Annotated in this window: 22 protein-coding genes; all 22 read left to right on the forward strand. The window is 35.7% G+C overall.

Going from position 1 to position 23,861, the window contains the following annotated elements:
* On the forward strand, nt 1-1,110 hold the full coding sequence (locus C2I06_RS03595) for a protein-glutamate methylesterase/protein-glutamine glutaminase (RefSeq protein WP_095329203.1): 1,110 nt from the start codon (nt 1-3) through the stop codon (nt 1,108-1,110).
* A 20-nt stretch (nt 1,111-1,130) separates the two neighbouring features.
* Entirely contained in the window at nt 1,131-3,185 is a 2,055-nt protein-coding gene (locus C2I06_RS03600) for a chemotaxis protein CheA (RefSeq protein ID WP_123257462.1), read from the forward strand.
* Nucleotides 3,186-3,347: 162 nt separating this feature from the next.
* The gene (locus C2I06_RS03605) at nt 3,348-3,824 is read left to right on the forward strand and encodes a chemotaxis protein CheW (RefSeq protein ID WP_095329205.1); all 477 of its coding nucleotides are present in this window, start codon (nt 3,348-3,350) and stop codon (nt 3,822-3,824) included.
* Between the two features lie 2 nt (nt 3,825-3,826).
* Complete coding sequence (locus C2I06_RS03610) at nt 3,827-4,468, forward strand: chemotaxis protein CheC (protein ID WP_095329206.1); 642 nt, start codon at nt 3,827-3,829, stop codon at nt 4,466-4,468.
* The gene (locus C2I06_RS03615) at nt 4,461-4,958 is read left to right on the forward strand and encodes a chemotaxis protein CheD (RefSeq protein WP_123259102.1); all 498 of its coding nucleotides are present in this window, start codon (nt 4,461-4,463) and stop codon (nt 4,956-4,958) included. The genes C2I06_RS03610 and C2I06_RS03615 overlap by 8 nt, the downstream gene beginning before the upstream one ends.
* A gap of 510 nt (nt 4,959-5,468) precedes the next feature.
* A complete protein-coding gene (locus tag C2I06_RS03620; protein WP_095329207.1) occupies nt 5,469-6,233 on the forward strand; it encodes a FliA/WhiG family RNA polymerase sigma factor in 765 nt (254 codons plus the stop codon).
* A gap of 19 nt (nt 6,234-6,252) precedes the next feature.
* The gene (locus C2I06_RS03625) at nt 6,253-6,564 is read left to right on the forward strand and encodes a hypothetical protein (protein WP_095329208.1); all 312 of its coding nucleotides are present in this window, start codon (nt 6,253-6,255) and stop codon (nt 6,562-6,564) included.
* A gap of 9 nt (nt 6,565-6,573) precedes the next feature.
* Nucleotides 6,574-7,134, forward strand: coding sequence for a hypothetical protein (locus C2I06_RS03630; protein WP_095329209.1), 561 nt, complete (start codon nt 6,574-6,576; stop codon nt 7,132-7,134).
* 151 nt (nt 7,135-7,285) lie between these two features.
* Entirely contained in the window at nt 7,286-7,987 is a 702-nt protein-coding gene (gene rpsB, locus C2I06_RS03635) for a 30S ribosomal protein S2 (protein WP_016201151.1), read from the forward strand.
* Between the two features lie 198 nt (nt 7,988-8,185).
* On the forward strand, nt 8,186-9,070 hold the full coding sequence (tsf, locus tag C2I06_RS03640; protein WP_095329210.1) for a translation elongation factor Ts: 885 nt from the start codon (nt 8,186-8,188) through the stop codon (nt 9,068-9,070).
* 34 nt (nt 9,071-9,104) lie between these two features.
* On the forward strand, nt 9,105-9,887 hold the full coding sequence (gene pyrH / locus C2I06_RS03645) for a UMP kinase (protein ID WP_235850224.1): 783 nt from the start codon (nt 9,105-9,107) through the stop codon (nt 9,885-9,887).
* Entirely contained in the window at nt 9,880-10,437 is a 558-nt protein-coding gene (gene frr / locus C2I06_RS03650; protein ID WP_047940028.1) for a ribosome recycling factor, read from the forward strand. The genes pyrH and frr overlap by 8 nt, the downstream gene beginning before the upstream one ends.
* A gap of 442 nt (nt 10,438-10,879) precedes the next feature.
* The gene (locus C2I06_RS03655) at nt 10,880-11,656 is read left to right on the forward strand and encodes an undecaprenyl pyrophosphate synthase (RefSeq protein ID WP_123257463.1); all 777 of its coding nucleotides are present in this window, start codon (nt 10,880-10,882) and stop codon (nt 11,654-11,656) included.
* A 17-nt stretch (nt 11,657-11,673) separates the two neighbouring features.
* Entirely contained in the window at nt 11,674-12,465 is a 792-nt protein-coding gene (locus C2I06_RS03660) for a phosphatidate cytidylyltransferase (protein ID WP_095329212.1), read from the forward strand.
* A gap of 37 nt (nt 12,466-12,502) precedes the next feature.
* Nucleotides 12,503-13,645, forward strand: a complete 1,143-nt coding sequence (gene dxr / locus C2I06_RS03665) for a 1-deoxy-D-xylulose-5-phosphate reductoisomerase (protein WP_123257464.1) — start codon at nt 12,503-12,505, stop codon at nt 13,643-13,645.
* A 17-nt stretch (nt 13,646-13,662) separates the two neighbouring features.
* Nucleotides 13,663-14,928, forward strand: coding sequence for an RIP metalloprotease RseP (rseP, locus tag C2I06_RS03670; RefSeq protein ID WP_123257465.1), 1,266 nt, complete (start codon nt 13,663-13,665; stop codon nt 14,926-14,928).
* Nucleotides 14,929-15,096: 168 nt separating this feature from the next.
* The gene (locus tag C2I06_RS03675; RefSeq protein WP_123257466.1) at nt 15,097-16,803 is read left to right on the forward strand and encodes a proline--tRNA ligase; all 1,707 of its coding nucleotides are present in this window, start codon (nt 15,097-15,099) and stop codon (nt 16,801-16,803) included.
* A 159-nt stretch (nt 16,804-16,962) separates the two neighbouring features.
* The gene (locus C2I06_RS03680; protein WP_123257467.1) at nt 16,963-21,285 is read left to right on the forward strand and encodes a PolC-type DNA polymerase III; all 4,323 of its coding nucleotides are present in this window, start codon (nt 16,963-16,965) and stop codon (nt 21,283-21,285) included.
* Between the two features lie 276 nt (nt 21,286-21,561).
* Nucleotides 21,562-22,035 carry a ribosome maturation factor RimP gene (gene rimP, locus C2I06_RS03685; RefSeq protein WP_171510308.1) on the forward strand — a complete coding sequence of 158 codons (474 nt, stop codon included), beginning with the start codon at nt 21,562-21,564 and terminating at the stop codon, nt 22,033-22,035.
* 81 nt (nt 22,036-22,116) lie between these two features.
* Entirely contained in the window at nt 22,117-23,244 is a 1,128-nt protein-coding gene (nusA, locus tag C2I06_RS03690; RefSeq protein WP_095329218.1) for a transcription termination factor NusA, read from the forward strand.
* Between the two features lie 15 nt (nt 23,245-23,259).
* On the forward strand, nt 23,260-23,544 hold the full coding sequence (rnpM, locus tag C2I06_RS03695) for an RNase P modulator RnpM (protein ID WP_095329219.1): 285 nt from the start codon (nt 23,260-23,262) through the stop codon (nt 23,542-23,544).
* Nucleotides 23,541-23,843, forward strand: a complete 303-nt coding sequence (locus C2I06_RS03700; protein WP_016201165.1) for a YlxQ family RNA-binding protein — start codon at nt 23,541-23,543, stop codon at nt 23,841-23,843. The genes rnpM and C2I06_RS03700 overlap by 4 nt, the downstream gene beginning before the upstream one ends.
* Nucleotides 23,844-23,861: the final 18 nt, after the last annotated feature.

A 23,861-nucleotide genomic window follows, 5' to 3' on the forward strand; every position in this document is an offset into this window, starting at 1 on the left:
GTGGAGAAAATAAAGGTTCTTGTTATTGATGATTCTGCATTTATGCGTAAGCTAATTACAGATTTTCTCTCCGAAGACTCGAGAATAACCGTTATTGGTACAGCCAGAAATGGTGAAGACGGAATAAAGAAAATTAAGCAATTAGCTCCTGATGTTGTAACGCTTGATGTCGAAATGCCAGTCTTAGACGGTTTAAGTGCTTTAAAGAGAATTATGTTAGAGCATCCTGTACGAGTTCTTATGCTATCAAGCATAACAAAGGTTGGAGCAGAAAGTACGATTCAGGCAATGCAAGCAGGGGCAATTGACTTTATCACAAAGCCTTCTGGGTCTATTTCACTAGATTTATATAAAGTTAAGCAGGAATTGGTAGAAAAAGTTATTTTAGCTAGTAAAGTAAAACCAAAAACATTATTAAATCTTTCAAATGAAGGAAAAAAGACTATTACTTCACAATCTTCTTATAGTAAAATGGAACCAAGAGAAGAGAATAAAAGAATAGTCCAAAAGATAGAATCCATCAGTAATTGGATGAACTCCATGAAAAAGATTGTCATAATTGGAACCTCAACTGGTGGCCCAAGGGCATTGCAGAAAGTCCTAACTAATTTACCAAGTGATATTGAAGCACCTATTTTAATCGTTCAACATATGCCAGCAGGATTTACCAGATCCCTTGCAAATCGTCTAAACACGTTATCCGCTATTACGGTAAAGGAAGCGGAGCATGGGGAGATCATCCGTAATGGAGTTGCCTATATTGCCCCAGGAGGTCAGCATTTAAAGGTAAAAACAGTTGGTGTCCATACAGCAATTGATCTGGATCAAACTGCCCCTATAAATGGTCATAGGCCATCTGTTGATATTATGTTTGAATCTGTCAGCGATTTGAAAGCCTATGCAAAAATAGCAGTTATTATGACTGGGATGGGATCAGATGGCACAGATGGTTTAATAAAATTAGCAAAAAAAGGTAACGTAAAAGCTATTGCTGAGTCACAGGAGACATGTATTGTTTACGGAATGCCTAAAACAGCTATTGCCACGAATTATATTGATGAAATTCAAAAGGTAGATCATATTGCTGAAACTATTATGAAATATGTATAACGTCAAGGGATGTGAAGCAAGTGGAAATGAGTCAGTATTTAGAAGTTTTTATTGAAGAGAGTAAAGAACATTTACAAGCATGTAACGAACATTTATTAGAGTTAGAAAAGGATCCTGAAAATTTACAAATAGTAAATGAAATTTTCCGTGCAGCTCATACTTTAAAAGGTATGTCTGCAACAATGGGGTATGAAGATTTGGCAAGTCTAACCCATCAAATGGAAAATGTACTCGATGCTATAAGGAATAAGAAAATTATTTTTTCTCCAGAAATATTGGATGTCATTTTCTTAGCTGTCGATGATCTTGATGCAATGGTAGAGTCAATCGCTAGTGGTGGAGATGGAAAAAGAAATGTAGAAGCAGTAGTTGAAAAGCTTATACAAATTGAAAAAGGACTTCCTTTAAACCAAAATACAGCAGAAGCAGAGGTTGCAGTAACTGCCATAGAGGATGCTCCTGCAAAGCAAAATCAATATGATGAATTTGAAACAACTGTATTACAGCAATCATCCGATCAAGGCTTTTTTACTTATGAAATCAATATTACATTAAAAAGTGACTGCTTATTAAAAGCTGCAAGAGTTTATATGATATTTGAAGCTCTAGAATCATTAGGAGAGGTTGTTAAGTCTATTCCTCCAGTGGAAGAGCTTGAAGAAGAAAAATTCGACTATGATTTTATGGTAACCCTTATATCAAAAGAGGCAGCAGATAAAATTGAAGCGTCTGTTATGAAAGTTTCAGAGGTAGAAAAGGTAGCTGTAAGGGAATTCTTTGCAAATAGTCAGTCTGCTAAGCAGCAAACGATAGTAGAAACTCCGGTTGTAGAAGCAGTACAAGCAAAAACGGATAATACATCTGTTACAGAAAATAGCACTCCGGCTGAGACTAAACAGACTGAGAAACAAACAGGAACTAAAGTATCTAATAAAACCATTCGCGTTAATATTGAGCGTTTAGATATTCTAATGAATCTATTTGAGGAACTTGTTATCGACAGAGGAAGATTGGAACAAATTTCTTCCACCCTTAAAGATCAAGAGCTTCATGAAACGGTAGAAAGAATGTCAAGAGTTACTGGTGATCTTCAGAATATTATCCTAAATATGCGCATGGTTCCTGTTGAGACTGTATTTAATCGTTTCCCAAGAATGGTTAGGCAGCTTGCGCGTGATTTAAATAAGAAGATTGATTTACAAATTGTTGGTGCAGAAACAGAGCTTGATCGCACCGTTATAGATGAGATTGGTGATCCATTAGTTCATTTAATTCGAAATGCTCTTGACCATGGAGTCGAAACACCAGAAGTGAGACGAGCGAATAATAAAAGCGAAGAAGGAACAGTTGTTCTTCGTGCATATCATAGCGGAAACCATGTTTTTATTGAGTTGGAAGATGATGGAGCAGGAATTAATAAAGAAAAAGTCCTTTCTAAAGCAATTAATAAAGGAATTATTTCAAAAGAAGTAGCTAAAACATTAACGAATAATCAAATCGCTGAACTTATTTTTGCTTCTGGTTTTTCTACTGCTGATCAAATTTCTGATATTTCAGGACGTGGAGTAGGGCTGGATGTAGTGAAAAATACAATTGAATCACTAGGTGGTTCGATTACAATCGAATCAGAGGAAGGAAAAGGATCGTTATTTTCTATCCAATTACCATTAACCTTATCGATTATTTCTGTTATGCTAGTTGAAATTCAAGCAGAAAAGTATGCTATCCCATTGTCATCTATTATTGAGACAGCTATTGTCAATAAGAATGATTTAATGCATGCCCATGATCAAACAGTTATCGATTTCCGTGGCAAAGTGGTGCCATTATTATTCTTAAAGGATATTTTTGATGTGCCATCAGCAGGAATCGAGAGTGACTATTATTCTGTCGTTATCGTAAGAAAAGGAGATAAATTAGCTGGTCTAGTTGTAGATGGATTTATCGGTCAGCAAGAAGTGGTTTTAAAATCACTAGGTACTTACCTTTCTAGTGCGTATGCTATTTCTGGCGCAACTATCTTAGGAGACGGACAAGTAGCTTTAATTATGGATTGTAATGCTTTAATTAAGTAATAACCTGTACAAGGATTAATAGATGTTAGCGCAAGTGGCTTTACCTTGGAATAAACTCATTAAGCAGAATTACTACTTGTCAGAATTTGTTTATAAATGGGGGAATAATGATCTTGCGCTTTATAAATTGCAGATAGGTTATGTGAGAGGGATGAAAAGGAAATGAGCGATGCAGTTTCAACAGAAGAGAAATTAATAATATTTGAATTGAAGGGAAAAGAATATGCTATTTCTGTCAATGAAGTAATGTCGATAGAGAAAAACATGCATATTACTAGAATTCCAAATATCGCTCCTTTTGTTAAAGGCGTGATTAATTTAAGGGGAGTAGTAACTCCCATTATTGATTTGCGACTTCGTTTTAATTTGGAAGAAATTCCATACACGGATAGCACAAGAATTATCATTATTATGTTGGAAGATATGGAAGTAGGTATAATTGTTGATTCTGCTAATGATGTCGTAGATGTCGATACTTCTCTTTATGAGCCTGCTCCAGAGACAATCAATGGCGATGAAGTCGATTATATAAAAGGTGTAGTAAAGCTTGATAAACGTTTATTAATTCTTGTTGATTTAGAAAAAGTGTTTGATCGAAATATATTAAGAAATTATGCTAATACTAAAAGTGATGAGTAAGTATGGGGTATATTAATGATATAAATTCCTTAAAGCTTGATGTACTAAGAGAAATTGGTAATATTGGAGCAGGACATGCTGCAACTTCTTTATCTAAGCTTCTGAATAAAAAGATTGATATGAAGGTTCCGGATGTTCAAATTGTGACATTTGATGAGATGATGGAAATGGCAGGCGGTGCTGATAATATTGTTGCTGGGGTGTTTTTACGAATTGAAGGAGATGTTCCAGGAAGTATGTTTTTTATACTTCCTTTAGAGCAAGCTACTAAATTGGTTCAAGATATGATTGGTGACCCGTCTGTTAACTTAGCTAAACCGCCATATGATGAGTTATCTATGTCTGCATTACAAGAACTAGGCAATATATTATCCGGTTCTTATTTGTCCTCTTTATCTGATTTTACGAAGTTATCTTTGTATCCATCCGTGCCAGCACTCGCAATTGATATGGTTGGTGCAATTGTTACATATGGATTAGTTGAACATTCTCAAGTAAGTGATTATGCGATTGTCATCAATACGGAGTTAAATGGAGAAGAAATCACATTAGCCGACACTGTAAATGGCCATTTCTTTTTGCTGCCTGATCCTGATTCTTTTGCCGCTTTATTTCAATCATTGGGAGTGAAGGATGGTGACTGACCAAATTACAGTAATAAAAGTTGGGATTGCTGATATGAATGTGGTAGAGTCTCCTAATACAATTCGGACTTCTGGACTTGGTTCATGTGTGGGTATTGTATTATATAGCTCCCTAAAACCAATTGCTGGTTTAGCACATATTATGCTTCCAGAAGCATCCATATCTAAATCCGGAACTCTTAATAAAGCTAAATTCGCAGATACAGCCATTGTAGAACTAGTAGAGCGTTTAGAAGGATTAGGAATAAAGAGAAGTACGTTGTTAGCAAAAATTGCCGGAGGAGCTCAAATGTTTCAGTTTACTGGGACAAGCGATGTTATGAGAATAGGACCTCGAAATGTTGAAGCGGTTAAAAATACACTACAATCTTTAAGGATTAAATTGGTAAGTGAAGATGTGGGTGGAAATAGTGGTAGAACAATTGAGTTCTGTCCTGCTACCCATGAATTAACAATTCGAACGGTGAATAAAGGGATTCATATTATATAGTGTATAGCAATACTTTTAAAAGCAGTGAAATAAGACTACCTCTAATTTAAAGAATCCATGGTTGGGACTTTGGAATGTATTCTTTTATTAAGAGATAGTCTTTTTATTTGTTTTTCTTGGGAATTTCACTAAAAAAGAACGGATAATTACAGTTGGTAGTTCTTATTACCTAATTTTAAATGAGGTATTAGAAAGAATAGCTAATAATTCACATCTTCTGCTAAAATCAATAGTGAAATATATACATAAATAAATGGATAGGTATATCTTCCTTTCCTATCAAATCTATTTTTAAACTGAATGGATAGGAATATAAATGCTAAAAATAAAATATGCAGACAAGCTCCTTATATGGTAATGAATACAAAAATATTGATTTTTTTGCTGGATTTAGGGGATATAGATAGGGAAGAAATATACTTATATCCTTTTCAAGTTGTTACTTATATAGATAGAACTAGTTATATGCGTGTATGGGGTTCATTGTTTATAGAGGAGGGAAATAATTTAATGGCAAAGGAATCAACAACAGAAGAGAAGCAAGCGTGGGAAATGTGGACTAGTACGAGAGATCAGGAAGCAGGTAATCAATTAATTAAAAAATATATGCCTTTAGTGAGTTTTCATGTTCAAAGAATTTCGATAGGGTTACCAAAAAGTGTTTCACGAGATGAACTAACAAGTCTTGGAATGATGGGCCTATATGATGCCTTACAACGCTTTGATCCAAATAGGGACTTAAAGTTTGATACATATGCCTCCTTTCGAATTAGAGGCAGTATTATTGATGGGCTTCGTAAAGAAGACTGGTTATCTAGAGGCACGAGAGAAAAGTCAAAAAAAATTGAGGCGGCTATTGAAAAACTCGAACAGAAATTAATGAGAAATATTACTGTTCAAGAAATTGCTGATGAGTTAGAGACTAGTGTTGACGAAGTATATGCAACAATGAATGAACATTTTTTTGCAAATATATTATCTATTGATGAGCAGATGAATGAAGGAGAAGAGAAAGAAGCACAGAGTTTCTCGATTCGTGATGATAAAACGGTTATTCCAGAGGAAAAAGTCGTAAAGGATGAACTAGTCCAAGAGATGGCCGCAAAAATTAAAGAGCTTAATGAAAAGGAGCAGCTTGTAATTAGTTTGTTTTATAAGGAAGAATTAACATTAACGGAAATTGGACAAGTAATGAATTTATCTACTTCTCGCATATCTCAAATTCACTCCAAAGCTATATTTAAATTAAGACATTCATTAGAAAAAGTAATATAACGAAAAAGGATGAGTGCACATGAGTTTAAAAGCATTAGAAATGCAAGTTGCATTACCACGAACTTATGATGCAGGGAAGCTTCAAGAACAACAGGATCAAAAACATCAGCAAATGTACACCTTCGCTGCTCAAGAAACCGGTAAGGAGGAAGAAAGAAAGCGAACAACGGTTATTAAGGGGGAAGGGAACGGTAAAGTTACTTCCAAGAAAAAAAGGGATAAGCAGTTTTTCGAAACAGAGATGAGGAAAGATGAAAAGGAATTAGACGATTTAGAGAGAATACAAACGATACATCCTTATAAAGGAAAAAGTATCGACTTTAGTGGATAGAGGGATGAAATGGTTAATTTTTTACTTTTTTTAAGTATTACTTTAAATTTAATTGCTATACTTTGCATCGTTATTTTGTATGTCAGACAAAATCGCTTTGTAAATCTTGAAAAGGATCAGAGAAAGAATTTAGAAGAAATGGAAGAAGTGATTTCTACTTTTATTACAGAAATAAAAGTAGAAAATGAACAGTTTTTAAATAGACTTACTAGCTTTGATCCTAATGAGGATCTACTAGGTAAGAAAGTAGAAGACAATAAGGGTAAAGCTGAAAGTTTGGAATATAAGCCGAGAGAGATAAAAGGCAATAAAGCGATGCTGAATGCTTATAAAAATGTGACGGATTCTATACAAGAAAATAGTTTAACAGAGGATCGGTTGGAGAAGGAAGATGTCAACGAACTATTAAATTTAATCTTGCCACCAGAAAAAAAGCAGAAAGAAAAGTCAATAGTAGAAGTAGCAAAAGAGATGCAGGCGGAAGGGAAAAGCATCGAGGATATAGCAAAAGCATTAAATAAAGGCAAGACAGAGATGGAACTATTGCTTAAATTTAGACAAAATTCGTAAATGTACTTGATTGTGCACAGTACATATGCTATATTAACAAATGGTGTTAATACACACGCTTTTGGATTTAATCATTGGTGCTGTAAACTTTACAGTTTTGATTAAAAATGATAAAAGCGGAGGAAATCAAAACCATTAGGAGGAAAAAAACATGTCAGTTATTTCAATGAAACAATTACTTGAAGCTGGTGTACATTTCGGTCACCAAACTCGCCGTTGGAACCCAAAAATGAAAAAATATATTTTCACAGAGCGTAACGGCATCTACATCATCGACCTTCAAAAAACAGTTAAAAAGGTTGAAGAAGCTTATAACTATGTGAAAGAATTAGCTGGAAACGGCGGTACAGTTCTTTTCGTTGGTACTAAAAAGCAAGCACAAGATTCAGTTAAAGAGGAAGCTATCCGTTCTGGTCAATATTATGTTAACCAACGCTGGTTAGGTGGAACTTTAACTAACTTTGAAACAATTCAAAAACGTATTGCTCGTTTGAAAGATATTGAAAGAATGGCTGAAGACGGTACATTCGACGTACTTCCTAAAAAAGAAGTAGTTCAATTAAACAAAGAGCTTGAGCGTTTAGAAAAATTCCTAGGCGGAATTAAAGATATGAAAAAAATTCCTGACTGCCTATTCATCGTAGATCCACGTAAAGAACGTATTGCAGTAGCAGAAGCTCATAAATTAAATATTCCAATCGTTGGTATTGTTGATACTAACTGTGATCCAGACGAAATTGACGTTGTTATTCCTGCGAATGATGATGCAATCCGTGCTGTTAAATTATTAACTGCGAAAATGGCAGATGCTATTCTTGAAGCTAAACAAGGCGAAGAAGTAACAACTGCTTAATTAGAACCGAATGACTTGTTATACAAAATAGTTTTGGATCAATTGATAAACTAAAATGGATAATAAGTAATTGTTAGGGACTTGTGGAAAAGGTGATAAAGAGCATCCCTCTTATCACCTTTTTTTCAAGCGTCCTGCTTAAAAGGGAGATAAATTGGATAAAAAAATAATACATAAACCTTAAGGAGGCAAATTACTATGGCTGTTACAGCTCAAATGGTAAAAGAACTACGTGAAAAAACTGGTGCTGGAATGATGGATTGTAAAAAAGCACTTACTGAAACAAATGGTGATTTAGATAAAGCGATTGACTTCTTACGTGAAAAAGGGATTTCAAGTGCTGCAAAGAAAGCAGATCGTGTAGCAGCTGAAGGTTCAACTTTCATCGCGGTAGAAGGTAATGAAGCAGTAATTCTTGAAGTTAACTCTGAAACAGATTTCGTTGCGAAAAACGAAGGTTTCCAAACTTTGGTTAAAGAACTTGCTTCCCATCTCTTAGCTACTAAACCTGCAAGTGTTGAAGAAGCACATACTTCTAATATTACAGAAGGAACTACTGTTGAAGCACACATCAATGCTGCAATCGCTAAAATTGGCGAAAAATTATCTTTACGTCGTTTTGAAATCAAAACAAAAACGGATAATGATGCTTTCGGTGCATACCTTCATATGGGTGGACGCATTGGTGTTCTAACTGTATTAGAAGGAACTACTGATGAATCAGCTGCTAAAGATGTTGCAATGCACATTGCTGCATTAAACCCTAAATATATTTCTCGTGACCAAGTTTCTCAAGAAGAAGTGGCACATGAGAGAGAAGTATTAACACAACAAGCACTTAACGAAGGAAAACCAGCTAACATTGTTGAAAAAATGGTTGAAGGCCGCTTAGGTAAATATTTTGAAGATGTATGTGCACTTGATCAATCATTTGTTAAAAACCCAGATCAAAAGGTTCGCCAATTCGTAGAATCTAAGGGTGCAACTTTACGTGAATTCGTTCGTTACGAAGTAGGAGAAGGAATCGAAAAACGTGAAGATAACTTTGCTGAAGAAGTTATGAACCAAGTAAACAAGAAATAATAAATGAGCGATTAATGTTTTCATAGGGGGCACCATGGTGTTCCCTATTTTTCAAGATATTACAAATAAAGCGGAGGTTTCCATGAGTAGTAATCCAAAATATAAACGTGTTGTTCTGAAATTAAGTGGCGAAGCATTAGCTGGTGAGGCTGGATTTGGTATAAATCCAAGTATCATTAAAAACGTAGCACAGCAAGTAAAGGAAGTTGCTGATCTTGGTGTGGAAGCAGCTGTAGTAGTCGGCGGTGGAAATATTTGGCGTGGTAAAATTGGGGAAGAAATGGGAATGGACCGTGCAAACGCTGATTACATGGGAATGCTCGCTACAGTAATGAATTCATTAGCCCTTCAAGATAGTTTAGAGCAAATGGGCATTGAAACACGTGTTCAATCTTCTATCGAAATGAGACAGGTAGCTGAGCCATATATTAGAAGACGTGCAATTCGACATCTTGAGAAAAAACGTGTTGTGATTTTTGCAGCGGGAACAGGAAACCCTTATTTCTCAACAGATACAACAGCTGCCTTACGAGCTGCTGAAATAGAAGCAGACGTTATACTAATGGCGAAGAATAATGTGGATGGCGTATATTCTGCAGATCCGAAAGTGGATAAAACTGCTACGAAATACGAGGAACTTACTTATTTTGATGTGATTAAAGATGGTCTTGCTGTAATGGATTCAACCGCTTCATCATTATGTATGGACAATGATATTCCGTTAATTGTATTCTCTATTACGGAAAATGGCAATATTAAGAGAGCTGTAATGGGAGAAACAATTGGAACAATAGTGAGGGGGAAAAATAATGCCTAAACAAGTTATCGCTAATACAAAGGACAGAATGGATAAAGCAATTCAAAGCTACTCGCGCGAGCTTGCAAGTATTCGTGCTGGAAGAGCAAATGCTTCCTTATTAGACCGTATTACAGTTGATTATTATGGTGCTCCAACACCGGTTAACCAACTTGCAGGTATCAGTGTACCAGAGGCTAGATTACTTGTTATTCAGCCGTACGATAAAACCGTTCTTGGAGATATTGAAAAAGCTATTCTTAAATCTGATATAGGTTTAAATCCTTCTAATGATGGTAGTGTTATCCGTCTTTCTATTCCAATGTTAACAGAAGAGCGTCGTAAGGAATTAGTGAAGAATGTGAAAAAAGAATCAGAAGAAGCAAAAATTGCTATTCGAAATATTCGCCGTGACGGCAATGATGATTTGAAAAAGTTAGAGAAAAATGGAGAAATCACAGAAGATGATCTTCGCGGCTACAATGATGACATTCAAAAATTAACAGATGAGTACATCAATAAAGTCGATGCTTTAACAAAAGAAAAAGAAAAAGAAATTTTAGAAGTATAATCTAAACGTATTTTAGTGGATATTTCTACATTTCAATTGAATAGGATGTTTACTATTCTTGAGTTAAACCCTCTACTTTATAGGGGGTTTTTTTCTTCATGTTAGCAAAAATAAGGATTGAAATATTGCTCGAAATATTATTTCTTTGTACATAAAATAGTGAAAACCAATGAGTTTTTTAATTGATAGTTGCTTAGGTTGACTATTTTCCTATAATATAGAAAGGGAACTTATTTGATTATCTTTTTGTTGGATAGGTTCATGGAAAAGAATTTAATAGAAAAGTGGATCCTTACCATTAGTAGTTTATGCAATATCGTTATCATGATGATTATCCTAATTAGTAGATAATATAAACAGATATAGATAATAGTATTTACCATATACATAATCACTGTGAATAGAGAGTTACAAAAGGGATCTATTTTGGAGGAGCTATTTTATGTTTAACAAAATAAGGTTATGGAAGAAGAAAACTGTTTCTTCTACTTTCCAAGACCGAATATCAGCACTTAAAATGCGACAAATTCCAGAGCATGTTGCAATTATCATGGATGGAAATGGAAGATGGGCGAAAAAGAGAACGTTGCCTAGAATTGCAGGCCATCATGAAGGAATGAAATGTGTAAAGCGAATTACAGCTATTGCAAATGATCTTGGAATCAAAGTGTTAACTTTATATGCGTTTTCCACAGAAAATTGGAAAAGGCCAAAATCGGAAGTTGATTACATTCTGTCCCTTCCAGAACAATTTCTTAGTACATTTTTGCCTGAATTAATTGAAAAAAATGTTCGCGTAACAGCCATTGGCTATACAGAAGGATTACCAGAATCTACTTTGAATGCCCTAAATCGAGCAGTAGAACAAACAAAGCATAATACAGGTCTTCATTTAAACTTTGCCTTAAATTATGGTTCTCGGGCCGAAATCATAGATGCTGTTAAAAATGTTGTAAAAGACAGTCAAACGGGAAAAATAGAAATAGATAACTTAACAGAAGAAGTATTTTCCTCTTATTTGATGACAGAAGATATAATCGAGCCAGATTTATTAATTCGTACAAGTGGGGAAGTAAGAATAAGCAACTTTATGCTTTGGCAAATAGCTTATTCTGAACTGTACTTTACAAATGTACTATGGCCAGATTTTAATGAACTACATTTATTCGAAGCAATAGAAGAATTTCAAAACAGACAACGCCGTTTTGGCGGAGTCTGAAGAGAGTTGGTTTAGAGATGAAGCAAAGAATCATTACAGCAATTATTGCAATAGCCGTTTTTTTACCATTTGTATTAATTGGAAAACTACCATTAGTTCTTTTTACTTTTCTATTAGTTGGAATTGGTGTATTTGAAATGTTTAGAATGAGAAAAATTTCGTTCTTTTCTATTCCAGGGTTTATTTCATTAGTTACCGTATGGATGATTGTCCTGCCGAATCATTATATAAGTTCATGGAATATGAATAAAATAGAATTGGGCTTAATTGCTGTTTTATTTTATTTAACGTATATGGTTTTTTCTAAAAATAAATTTACATTTGATGATGTTGCTTTTACTATATTAGCTGTCATCTACATTGGAACAGGATTCCATTTCTTTATTGAAATTAGAGAAACCGATTTAGCTTTTCTTATTTATTCGCTATTTATCATTTGGGCAACTGATTCTGGTGCATACTTCATCGGAAGAGCAATTGGAAAACGAAAATTATGGCCAGAAATAAGTCCAAATAAAACAGTTGAAGGATTTATTGGCGGGATTGTCAGTGCTTTAGTAGTAGGAGTTCTATTTAGTGTGTTTGGATACATAGAATGGTCTATAGGTTTTGCTTTTACTACCATCATCTTATCTATTTTTGGACAAATTGGTGATTTAACAGAATCTGCGTTAAAACGTCACTATGATGTGAAGGACTCAGGAAAGTTATTACCAGGGCATGGCGGAATTCTTGATCGGTTTGACAGTCTTATTTTTGTCTGGCCACTGCTTTATTTTATCTTTGAACGTTTTCTTCATTTAATTTAGAATAAATAGTAGAAAAATTGGGTGTAGGAGTGAGGTAGTGAAGAATATTAGTTTGCTAGGGGCGACAGGATCGATTGGAATGCAAACCTTGGATGTTATTAAAAGTCATTCAGATAGGTTTGAATTAGTTGCCTTTTCATCAGGAAAAAATATAGAATTAACAAAAAAGATCATTCAAGAATTTCGTCCGCTGCTTGTATCTGTTGCAGAAAAAAAAGATTATGAGCAATTAAAACAAATCTTCCCAGATATCCATTTTAGCTATGGAATGGATGGATTGATAGAAGTAGCCGTTTTTGATAAAGCAGATATACTGGTAAATGCAGTAATCGGTAGTGTTGGGTTACATCCAACATTACAAGCAATTGAAGCGGGAAAAGTTATAGCGATTGCGAATAAGGAGACATTGGTTACTGCTGGACATATTGTGATGGATGCAGCGGCAAAATATAATGTTCCTGTATTACCAGTTGATAGTGAGCATTCTGCTATTTTTCAATGTTTACAAGGGGAAAACCCGAAAAATATTGAGCGCCTCATTATTACTGCCTCTGGAGGAAGCTTCCGCGACCTTAGTAGAAAAGAGTTAGAGCAGGTGACAGTGGATGATGCTTTAAATCATCCAAATTGGTCAATGGGTGCAAAAATTACGATTGATTCGGCGACAATGATGAATAAGGGGTTAGAAGTAATTGAGGCACACTGGTTATTTGGACTTCCATATGAGAAAATAGATGTATTACTACATAAAGAAAGTATCATTCATTCAATGGTAGAATTCCATGATAGTAGTGTAATCGCTCAATTAGGTACTCCAGATATGCGAATACCCATTCAATATGCTCTTTCGTTTCCAGAGCGTCTTCCAGCTGCGAATGGGAAAAGATTAGATTTAGCTGCGATGGGAAAGTTGCATTTTCAGCATATGGACTTAGAGAGATTTAGATGTCTTCATTTAGCCTTTGAGGCTGGAAAAGCAGGTGGAACTTTACCAACAGTATTAAATGCAGCTAATGAAGTGGCAGTACAAAAATTTTTAAAACAAGAAATTAGCTTTCTGCAAATTGAAGATTTAATTGAAAAAGCACTAAATAGTCATCAGAATATACTAAACCCTAGTCTTGAAGTGATCCAAGAGATTGACTTAGAAACAAGAAAAAGAGTAAGCACACTTCTATAAAAAGGTGGTTAAAAATTTTGTATACAGTTATAGCTTTTATCATCATTTTTGGTGCGTTAGTTTTTTTCCACGAATTAGGGCATTTCGTATTAGCTAAACGTGCAGGCATTTTATGTCGTGAATTCGCAATTGGAATGGGACCTAAAGTTCTTTCTTTAAAAAAGGGAGAAACTGTTTATACGATTCGCCTTCTGCCAATTGGGGGTTATGTGCGGATGGCTGGAGAAGATCCTGAAATGGTTGATATAAAACCTGGTCATCGCATCGGCATAATCCTTAATGATAAAGAAGAAGTAACGAAAATTATTATAAACAATAAAGAAAAGTATCCGAATGCTCGTGTTATTAATGTAGAGGATGCTGATTTAGAGCATAAGCTTTTTGTGAAAGGATATGTTGAGGAAGACAATGAAGATAATCTTCTCGTTTTTCCTGTGAAAAAGGATGCAGTTTTTGTTGAAAATGGAATCGAAACACAAATTGCACCATATGATCGCCAATTTGCCAGTAAGTCACTATGGCAGCGCACACTTGCTATTTTTGCAGGTCCGGCCATGAACTTTGTGTTAGCTTTTCTTATTTTTATTGTGATTGCCTTATTACAAGGAATTCCTTCAAATGAAGCAAAGCTTGGTAAGTTAACAGATGATGGAGTTGCAATTAGTGCAGGACTGCATGAAGGTGATAATGTCATTAGTATCGACGGACAATCTGTAGGTTCTTGGGAAGAAGTTGTTACCATTATTCAAAAAAGTCCTGGAGAGAACCTAGAATTTTTAATCGATCGTAATGGAAAAGAAATGACGATTGAGGTAACGCCTAAAGAATCGGAAGTAGATGGAAAAACAATTGGGTTAGTTGGTGTATACAGCCCAATGGAGAAATCACCATTAAAGTCTATCCAATTTGGTGCAACACAAACCTATAATTGGACAAAGGAAATTTTTGGTGCAGTTGGTAAACTAGTAACTGGCCAATTTTCGATTGATGCTTTAGGTGGACCTGTAGCCATTTATCAATCAACCGATACGGTTGCTCAATCAGGTGTCTATTCCTTAATGAATTGGGCGGCTGTTTTAAGTATTAACTTAGGTATTATGAATCTTCTTCCGTTACCTGCATTAGACGGTGGGCGACTATTGTTCTTTGCAATTGAAGCAGTTCGTGGTAAACCAATTGACCGGCAAAAAGAGGGCATCGTTCATTTTATTGGATTCGCCTTGCTCATGTTATTGATGATTGTCGTCACTTGGAATGATATCCAACGATTTTTTATACAGTAGGATACTTTTCATTCCCCTTATTGTAAGGGGAATGTTGTTTTGTCAGGAAAATCTTTTTTTGATAATAGGTATGAGACGGTTGACTGCAGTACAAGATACTAGACTTAAATACGTAATATATCCCGTAACAACTTAATAACAACATAAATAATAGAGGTGCAATGATAGATGAAGCAAAGTAAAATGTTAATTCCAACATTAAGAGAAGTACCAGCAGATGCAGATATTAAAAGCCATCAGCTTTTATTAAGAGCAGGCTATATTAGACAAAACGCAAGTGGTATCTATTCTTATTTACCACTAGCAAACAAAGTAATAAAGAAAATTGAACAAATTATTCGTGAAGAAATGGATGCAGCTGGTGGAGTGGAGTTATTAATGCCTGCATTGCAGCAAGCAGAATTATGGCAAGAATCCGGCAGATGGTTTACTTACGGACCTGAATTAATGCGCCTAAAAGACCGTAATAGTAGAGAATTTGCTTTAGGTGCCACACATGAAGAAGTGATAACTAGCCTAGTTCGTGATGAGGTAAAATCCTATAAGCGTTTACCATTAACGCTTTATCAAATCCAAACGAAATTCAGAGATGAGAAAAGACCCCGTTTTGGAATTTTACGCGGCAGAGAGTTTATTATGAAAGATGCCTACAGCTTCCATTCGACGCATGAAAGCTTAGGGGAGGTTTATGACTCAATTTTCCAAGCATATTGCAATATTTTTGAGCGCTGCGGCTTAAATTATCGGGCAGTTATTGCAGATAGTGGAGCAATGGGCGGAAAGGATACGCATGAATTCATGGTGTTATCTGATGTTGGAGAAGATACGATTGCGTATTCAACGGAATCTAATTATGCTGCAAATATTGAAATGGCACCTGTTATTAATTCCTATGATAAATCGGACGAGCCTGCTAAAAAATTAGAAAAAGTAGAAACAAAAGAACAAAAAACTATTGAAGAAGTTTCTTCTTTCTTAAATGTAGCAGCAGAAAAATGCATTAAATCTCTTTTATTTAAAGTTGATGAAAGGTTTGTTCTAGTATTAGTTCGCGGTGACCACGAAGTAAATGATATTAAGGTGAAGAATCTTTTAGAAGCAAATGTAGTAGAATTAGCAGATCAGGCAGATACGGAACAAGTATTAGGAAGCAAAGTTGGTTCAATAGGTCCAATTAACGTGAAAGAGGTAGAAGTAATTGCAGATCACGCTGTGAAAGCAATTGTAAATGGTGTTTGTGGGGCAAATGAAGAGCATTACCATTATGTGAATGTAAATCCAGACCGTGATTTTGCTGTCGATCAATATGCAGATATCCGTTTTATTCAAGAAGGTGACCTATCACCAGATGGAAAAGGTACGATTACTTTTGCTAAAGGAATTGAAGTAGGCCATGTCTTTAAGCTTGGTACTCGATATAGTGAAGCAATGGGCGCGACCTATTTAGATGAAAATGGTAGAAGCCAAGCACTTATTATGGGTTGCTATGGAATTGGTGTGTCAAGAACAATGGCAGCGATAGTGGAGCAATTTAATGATGACAGAGGGATTGTATGGCCAAATGCTGTAGCGCCATTTGATATTCATTTAATTACTGTAAATACAAAAGATGACACACAAAATGAGTTATCCGAAAAATTATATGCAACATTAAAGGCTAATCGTTTTGATGTATTAGTAGATGACCGTGCTGAGCGCGCAGGTGTAAAATTTGCTGATTCTGATTTAATCGGACTTCCAATTCGCATAACAGTTGGTAAAAAAGCAGCTGAAGGTATCGTAGAAGTAAAAGTCAGAAGTACAGGAGAAATGCTAGAAGTACATGAAAGTGAACTTGCTGCTACGATTCTTCGCTTAACACAAGTAGAAGGGTGAGCACAAACAGGATAAAAGAAAAAGGTTTAGCAATTGGCTAAATCTTTTTCTTTTTGTAGATTAGATTGTATGCTAAACTGCATTAAGGAAAAGAACAGTTTATTTCTGTGATATAATATTTTTTATAGAAAATAAGCAAGATTGGAAGGAGCGACATAAATGAGTGATATACAGGGGAAAGTAGATCGTTTCCAGATTTTGCTGCAACAATTGCAATTAACGGAGGATTCATATATTTCCCATTTTCGCAACGCAAGTATAGAAAAAATTGTTGTCGAAAAACGGTCCAAAAAGTGGCATTTTCATTTTTTGTTTGATGATATCATTCCATTTCAAATCTATCAATTATTTACTGCCAAGTTAAAAAGTAGTTTTTCTCATATTGCTACTATTACGTATGATATTCGAGTAAGAAATGGAATCGTTACAGATGTATTAATTCGAGACTATTGGTCTGCATGTATAGAGGAGATGCAAGGAATTTCTCCACCGCTATTAAAACTATTAAATGAACAAGTGCCGCAATTAAATGGAAATAAGCTGACAATTCAAGTTAGAAATGAAATGGAAGGCTTAGCGATTAAGCGTAAATACGCTAATTTAATAACAGACGCCTATCAATATTTTGGTTTCCCTGCAATGAGTTTAGACACAGAAATAGTTGCAGAAAAATCAAATTCAGAGTATGAACAATTCTTGCTTGCGAAGCAAAAAGAGGATGAAGAAAGAGGAAAACAAGCTTTATTAGATATCCAGAAGATGGAAGCTGAAAAAGAAGCTGGTGATTCGCCAATTCCAAGTGGTCCATTAACAATCGGCTTAACGATCAAAGATGATAGCGATTATCGTCGTATGGAAGAGATTGTCGATGAAGAAAGACGTGTTACAGTTCAAGGATATGTCTTCTTTGCAGAAACAAAAGAGCTGCGCAGTGGGCGAACGCTATTAACCTTTAAAATAACAGATTATACAAGCTCTATCCTCGTCAAAATGTTCTCTCGTGATAAAGAGGATGCAGCTCTTTTCCAATTGGTCAAAAAAGGAATGTGGCTTAGAGCACGGGGAAGCATTCAAAATGATACATTCGTTCGCGATTTAGTGATGATAGGAAATGATTTAAATGAAATTAAGCCTGTTGAGCGGAAGGATACCGCTAAAGAGGATGAAAAACGAGTTGAGCTGCATCTTCATACACCAATGAGTCAAATGGATGCTGTTTCATCTGTCGCAACTCTTGTGGGCCAAGCGAAAAAATGGGGACATAAAGCAATTGCTATCACGGATCATGCTGTTGCGCAATCATTCCCGGAAGCTTTTGGTGCTGGAAAGAAAAATGACGTTAAAATTCTTTATGGCGTCGAAATGAATCTGGTAGATGACGGTGTACCAATAGCTTATAATCCAAAGGATATCGAGTTAGAGGATGCGACCTATGTAGTATTCGACGTGGAGACAACTGGACTTTCGGCTGTATATAACACGATTATTGAACTGGCTGCAGTTAAAATTCATAATGGAGAAATTATCGATCGATTTGAATCTTTTGCCAATCCGCATCATCGTCTTTCTGCGACAACCATTAATTTAACCGGTATTACTGATGATATGGTAGAAAGTGCACCAGAAATTGATATCGTCTTACGCAAGTTTGCAGATTGGACAGGCGATAGTATCTTAGTTGCTCATAATGCCTCCTTTGATGTTGGCTTTTTGAATGTCGGCTATCAGAAGGCAGGGCTGCCTAAATCGACAAATGCGGTCATTGATACATTGGAACTGGGGAGATTTTTATACCCAGAAATGAAAAATCATCGTTTAAATACACTCGCGAAGAAATTCGATATCGAATTAACTCAGCATCACCGCGCCATTTATGATGCTGAAGCTACTGGATATCTCGCTTTAAAAATGTTAAAAGATGCTGCTGAAAAGGGCATCACGAATCATAATCAATTAAATGATAATATGGGACAAGGAAATGCCTACCAAAGGGCACGGCCTTATCACTGTACAGTGCTCGCACAAAATGAGGTAGGTCTTAAAAATCTCTTTAAACTCGTTTCGATTGCACATATTAATTACTTCTATCGTGTTCCTCGTATTCCGAGATCAGTCTTGCAAAAATATCGAGAAGGTTTATTAGTAGGATCAGCTTGTGATAAAGGGGAAGTCTTTGAAGCAATGATGCAAAAGGCTCCAGAAGAAGTAGAAGATATTGCGCCATTTTATGATTATTTAGAAGTAATGCCAAAAGAGGTGTACGCTCATTTAATTGAAATGGAGCTAGTACAAGATGAAAAAGCATTAGAAGAAATAATCGGGAATATCGTAAAACTTGGGGATAAGTTAGATATACCAGTTGTTGCTACAGGGAATGTGCACTATCAAAATCCTAACGATAAAATCTATCGAGAAATTCTAGTTGGTTCACAAGGTGGAGCGAATCCGCTTAATCGCCATAAGCTTCCAAATGTCCATTTTCGTACAACAAATGAAATGCTGGACTGCTTCAGTTTCCTCGGAAAAGAAAAGGCAAAAGAAATAGTCGTAACAAATACTAATAAAATTGCCGATATGATTGATGTTATTAAACCAATCAAAGATGATCTTTATACACCGAAAATTGAAGGATCAGAAGAAGAGATGCGGGAAATGAGCTATGGCATGGCTAGACGTATTTATGGTGATGAGTTACCAGAAATCGTAGAAGCACGCTTAGAAAAGGAACTAAAAAGTATTATTGGTCATGGATTTGCCGTAATTTACTTGATTTCCCATAAGCTCGTGAAAAAGTCGTTAGATGACGGATACTTAGTAGGTTCGCGTGGATCCGTTGGTTCTTCCTTTGTAGCTACCATGACAGAGATAACCGAGGTTAATCCATTGCCGCCACATTATATTTGTGCAGAATGTAAATACTCGGAGTTTTTTAACGATGGTTCGGTTGGATCTGGCTTTGACTTGCCAGATAAAAATTGTCCTAACTGTGGGGCTCGCTTGAAGAAAGATGGTCACGATATTCCATTTGAAACTTTCCTAGGATTTAAAGGAGATAAGGTTCCTGATATTGATTTGAACTTTTCTGGTGAATATCAGCCAAAAGCACATAACTATACAAAAGTGCTCTTCGGTGAGGAGTATGTGTATCGCGCAGGTACAATTGGTACAGTTGCGGATAAAACAGCATATGGCTATGTAAAGGCATATCAAAATGATAATAATTTACAAATTCGCGGTGCAGAAATTGATCGATTAGCATCTGGATGTACTGGGGTTAAACGTACAACCGGTCAGCATCCAGGGGGAATCATTGTAATCCCCGACTATATGGATGTGTACGATTTTACGCCAATTCAATTTCCGGCAGATGATCGGAATTCTGAATGGAAAACAACCCATTTTGATTTCCATTCCATCCATGATAATGTTCTAAAGCTTGATATTCTAGGGCACGATGATCCAACTGTTATTAGAATGCTTCAAGATTTAAGTGGAATTGATCCAAAGACCATTCCAACAGATGATCCTGAAGTAATGAAAATATTCAGTGGTACCGAGTCCCTTGGAGTAACACCAGAACAAATTTATTGCAAAACGGGAACATTTGGTATCCCTGAATTTGGAACAAAATTTGTTCGACAAATGTTAGAAGATACAAAGCCGACAACTTTTTCTGAATTAGTACAGATTTCTGGCTTGTCCCATGGTACAGATGTATGGTTAGGAAATGCACAAGAACTTATTCATAATAATATTTGTAACTTAAGTGAAGTAATCGGATGTCGTGATGATATTATGGTTTATTTGATATATCAAGGTCTTGATCCAAGTTTTGCTTTCAAGATTATGGAAAGCGTGCGTAAAGGAAAAGGCCTGACAGATGAAATGGAAGAGGAAATGAGAAAGAATGAAGTACCAGAATGGTATATTGATTCTTGTAAAAAAATAAAATACATGTTTCCTAAAGCCCATGCTGCTGCATATGTCTTAATGGCAGTAAGAATTGCCTATTTTAAAGTGCATCATGCCCTATTATATTATGCAGCTTATTTTACCGTTCGCGCCGATGATTTTGATATTGATGCAATGGTAAAAGGATCCCATAGTATTAAAGCAGTAATTGATGAAATTACGGCAAAAGGATTAGATGCATCAACGAAAGAGAAAAACTTATTAACGGTAATGGAGCTTGCTTTTGAAATGGTAGAAAGAGGATACACATTTAAGAAAGTGGACTTATATAAATCAAGTGCTACTGAATTTATTATTGAAGGAAACTCTCTTATCCCTCCGTTTAACAGTATTCCTGGACTTGGGACAAATGCTGCCATTAATATTGTAGAAGCAAGAAAAGATGGTGAATTCTTATCGAAAGAGGATTTACAGCAGCGTGGAAAAGTATCAAAAACAATTATGCAATATCTAGAGAATCATGGGTGCTTAGCTGATATGCCAGATCAAAACCAGCTTTCTTTATTCTAAAACTCTTTCTTAATAAGAGAAGAAACCTTGAAACTACGGACTTTCATTTGCATAAATGAAGTGGTTATGGTATAGTTTATTTGGAAATACTAAGGATAACTTTCGCGAATGGAGAGTGGGGCAACCCACTCTTTCCTGTTTGTATTAGGGTTTTTTTTCCTAAAATCAAAGGAAAGGGTATCGCTGATTTGATGGATGAGCAACAAAGAGTACATATTTCAGGCTGCTAAGTTGACTCTAAAAACATAATAAGGTTCCTTGCTTAAGGAGGGAAAAATTTTGAGCAAAGTAACAGAAATAGTCGAAGAAATGGTACATCCTATTTTAGATGAACTACACTTAGAATTAGTAGATGTCGAATATGTAAAAGAGGGACCAAACTGGTTTTTACGGGTATATATTGACAAAGATACAGGTGTAGATATTGATGAATGTGCAGTCGTTAGTGAAAAACTTAGTGAGAAGTTAGATGAAGTCGATCCGATTTCAGAAAACTATTTTCTTGAGGTTTCTTCACCTGGAGCAGAGCGACCATTAAAAAAAGACAAAGACTTTGAAAAAGCGATTGGAAAAAATGTCTATATTAAAACATATGAACCGATTGAAAAGGAAAAAACATTCGAAGGAGTCTTAACAGCTTTTGATGGTAAAACAGTAACAGTTGAAGTGAAAATTAAAACAAGAAAGAAAACGATTGAGATTCCATACGAAAAAGTGGCAAAAGCAAGACTTGCAGTTAGTTTTTCATAATGTATAAAGAATCGATAAAATGTCTTTTGTAATCGATCATTATAATTTTTCATAAAAGAGAATAAAGGGGGATAAACGCTCATGAGCAGTGAATTAGTTGATGCTCTAGTGTTACTTGAAAAAGAAAAAGGAATATCACGTGAAGTGATCATGGATGCCATGGAAGCAGCTTTGATCTCCGCTTACCGTCGTAATTTTAACCAAGCACAAAATGTACGAATTGATTTGAATTTAGGTGCTGGATCTATGCGTGTATTTGCTAGAAAAGAAGTAGTAGATGAGGTGTTTGACCCACGTCTTGAAATTTCTTTAGAAGATGCACAAAGAATTAATCCAAACTATGAAGTGGAAGATGTAGTGGAGTTGGAAGTAACGCCAAAAGACTTTGGTAGAATTGCTGCCCAAACTGCTAAACAAGTAGTAACACAAAGAGTTCGCGAAGCAGAAAGAGGAATTATTTATTCTGAATTTATTGATCGCGAAGAAGATATCATGACAGGAATTGTTCAACGCCAAGACAGTAAATTTATTTACGTCAGCTTAGGCAAAATTGAAGCGATTTTACCAACAAATGAACAAATGCCTAATGAGCATTATAAACCGCATGATCGTATTAAAGTTTTCCTGACAAAAGTGGAAAAGACAACAAAAGGTCCCCAAATCTTTGTGTCTAGAACACATCCTGGGCTACTTAAAAGATTATTTGAGATGGAAGTACCTGAAATTTATGATGGTACAGTTGAAATAAAATCAGTTGCTCGTGAAGCGGGAGATCGCTCTAAGATTTCTGTTCATTCTGAGAACGAAGAGGTAGATCCGGTAGGTTCATGTGTAGGCCCAAAAGGAACTCGTGTACAGACGATTGTTAATGAGTTAAAAGGGGAAAAGATTGATATTGTTAAGTGGTCAAGTGATCCTACTGTTTTCGTTGCAAATGCTCTTAGTCCTTCAAAGGTATTAGAAGTTATTGTAAACGAAGAAGATAAAGCAACAACGGTTATTGTTCCCGATTATCAATTGTCGCTGGCTATCGGAAAGCGAGGCCAAAATGCACGTCTGGCTGCAAAGCTAACAGGCTGGAAAATTGATATCAAATCCGAGTCAGAAGCAAGAGAAGCTGGAATTTATCCTACTGAAAATTCATTGATTAAGTTTGATGATGAAGTAGAAGAGGATGATTTCCGCTTAAACACAGAAGATTTCGAGTGATAGAGGTGAATGTGTGTGAACAAACCAAGAAAAGTACCAATGCGTAAATGTGTTGCTACCGGTGAAATGAAGCCGAAGAAAGAACTAGTTCGCATCGTTCGTTCCAAAGAAGGGATTGTATCCGTCGATTTAACGGGAAAAAAATCTGGTCGAGGAGCATATCTCTCATTGGATAAAGAAGCAGTACTATTAGCCAAGAAGAAGAATATTCTTTCTAGCCAGCTTGAAGTTACTGTAGATGATACAGTTTATGACGAGCTGTTAGAACTAATAGATAAGGAGCAAAGACAATCCAAATGAACGATAACAAGTGGATGTCATTACTTGGCTTAGCAAATCGAGCACGGAAAATAACCTCAGGTGAGGAATTGACCGTTAAAGAAATTAGAAGCGGTAATGCAAAGCTAATATTATTGTCGGAAGATGCGTCACAAAACACGACAAAGAAAATCACTGATAAATGTCGTTCCTATAAAGTACCAGTGAAGCTTGTTTCAAATAGGGAAATCCTAGGTAAAGCAATAGGGAAAGAACAACGAGTGGTTGTCGCTGTTTTGGATAATGGATTTGCAAAAAAACTTTTAACGCTGCTCGATTAATTCTAGCGGGGGTGAAAT

The sequence above is a fragment of the Niallia circulans genome (genome assembly GCF_003726095.1).
GTDB lineage: Bacteria > Bacillota > Bacilli > Bacillales > Cytobacillaceae > Niallia > Niallia circulans_A.

Coding starts and splice junctions, on each gene's coding strand:
- C2I06_RS03605 (WP_095329205.1), top strand. CDS start 3,348: ATGAGCGATGCAGTTTCAACAGAAGAGAAATTAATAATATTTGAATTG.
- C2I06_RS03655 (WP_123257463.1), top strand. CDS start 10,880: ATGTTTAACAAAATAAGGTTATGGAAGAAGAAAACTGTTTCTTCTACT.
- C2I06_RS03660 (WP_095329212.1), top strand. CDS start 11,674: ATGAAGCAAAGAATCATTACAGCAATTATTGCAATAGCCGTTTTTTTA.
- C2I06_RS03675 (WP_123257466.1), top strand. CDS start 15,097: ATGAAGCAAAGTAAAATGTTAATTCCAACATTAAGAGAAGTACCAGCA.
- rpsB (WP_016201151.1), top strand. CDS start 7,286: ATGTCAGTTATTTCAATGAAACAATTACTTGAAGCTGGTGTACATTTC.
- C2I06_RS03680 (WP_123257467.1), top strand. CDS start 16,963: ATGAGTGATATACAGGGGAAAGTAGATCGTTTCCAGATTTTGCTGCAA.
- tsf (WP_095329210.1), top strand. CDS start 8,186: ATGGCTGTTACAGCTCAAATGGTAAAAGAACTACGTGAAAAAACTGGT.
- C2I06_RS03700 (WP_016201165.1), top strand. CDS start 23,541: ATGAACGATAACAAGTGGATGTCATTACTTGGCTTAGCAAATCGAGCA.
- nusA (WP_095329218.1), top strand. CDS start 22,117: ATGAGCAGTGAATTAGTTGATGCTCTAGTGTTACTTGAAAAAGAAAAA.
- frr (WP_047940028.1), top strand. CDS start 9,880: ATGCCTAAACAAGTTATCGCTAATACAAAGGACAGAATGGATAAAGCA.
- C2I06_RS03630 (WP_095329209.1), top strand. CDS start 6,574: ATGGTTAATTTTTTACTTTTTTTAAGTATTACTTTAAATTTAATTGCT.
- C2I06_RS03625 (WP_095329208.1), top strand. CDS start 6,253: ATGAGTTTAAAAGCATTAGAAATGCAAGTTGCATTACCACGAACTTAT.
- C2I06_RS03610 (WP_095329206.1), top strand. CDS start 3,827: ATGGGGTATATTAATGATATAAATTCCTTAAAGCTTGATGTACTAAGA.
- C2I06_RS03620 (WP_095329207.1), top strand. CDS start 5,469: ATGGCAAAGGAATCAACAACAGAAGAGAAGCAAGCGTGGGAAATGTGG.
- pyrH (WP_235850224.1), top strand. CDS start 9,105: ATGGTGTTCCCTATTTTTCAAGATATTACAAATAAAGCGGAGGTTTCC.